The sequence below is a fragment of the Mesorhizobium sp. M2E.F.Ca.ET.209.01.1.1 genome (genome assembly GCF_004010375.2).
Taxonomy (GTDB): Bacteria; Pseudomonadota; Alphaproteobacteria; order Rhizobiales; family Rhizobiaceae; genus Mesorhizobium.
This window is the reverse complement of the sequence record NZ_SADP02001133.1, coordinates 1-293: the sequence shown is the minus strand read 5'-3', so window position 1 is coordinate 293 and position 293 is coordinate 1. Positions and strand designations below refer to the sequence as shown.

At 71.0% G+C, this 293-nt stretch carries 1 pseudogene; it reads right to left on the bottom strand.

The window, feature by feature from the left end:
- Positions 1 to 293: pseudogene (gidA, locus tag EN852_RS39430) on the bottom strand (tRNA uridine-5-carboxymethylaminomethyl(34) synthesis enzyme MnmG); the annotation flags it as partial.

Genomic DNA, 293 nt, shown 5'->3' with positions numbered 1-293 from the left:
CGGCGGGGCTTCATGCCGCTGCTGGCGCTCGATCTCCTCGCGCTGGCGGTCCAGGTAGCCGGCGTACTTCACGCCGATCTCCACCTGCTCGGCCACCTTGGCGTCGGCCACCGCCGGGCCCAGTGACGGCACCTGCATCAGCTGCGCGTAATCCAGTTCGGGGCGCTTGATCAGGTTCAGCACGTTGGTTTCGCGGCTGACCGCAACGCCCAGCGTGTCCTGTTCCTCGCGGCCCAGTGCATTGGCCGGGGTTGCCCACAGCGCGCCCAGGCGCGCGCGCTCGGCGGCGACGG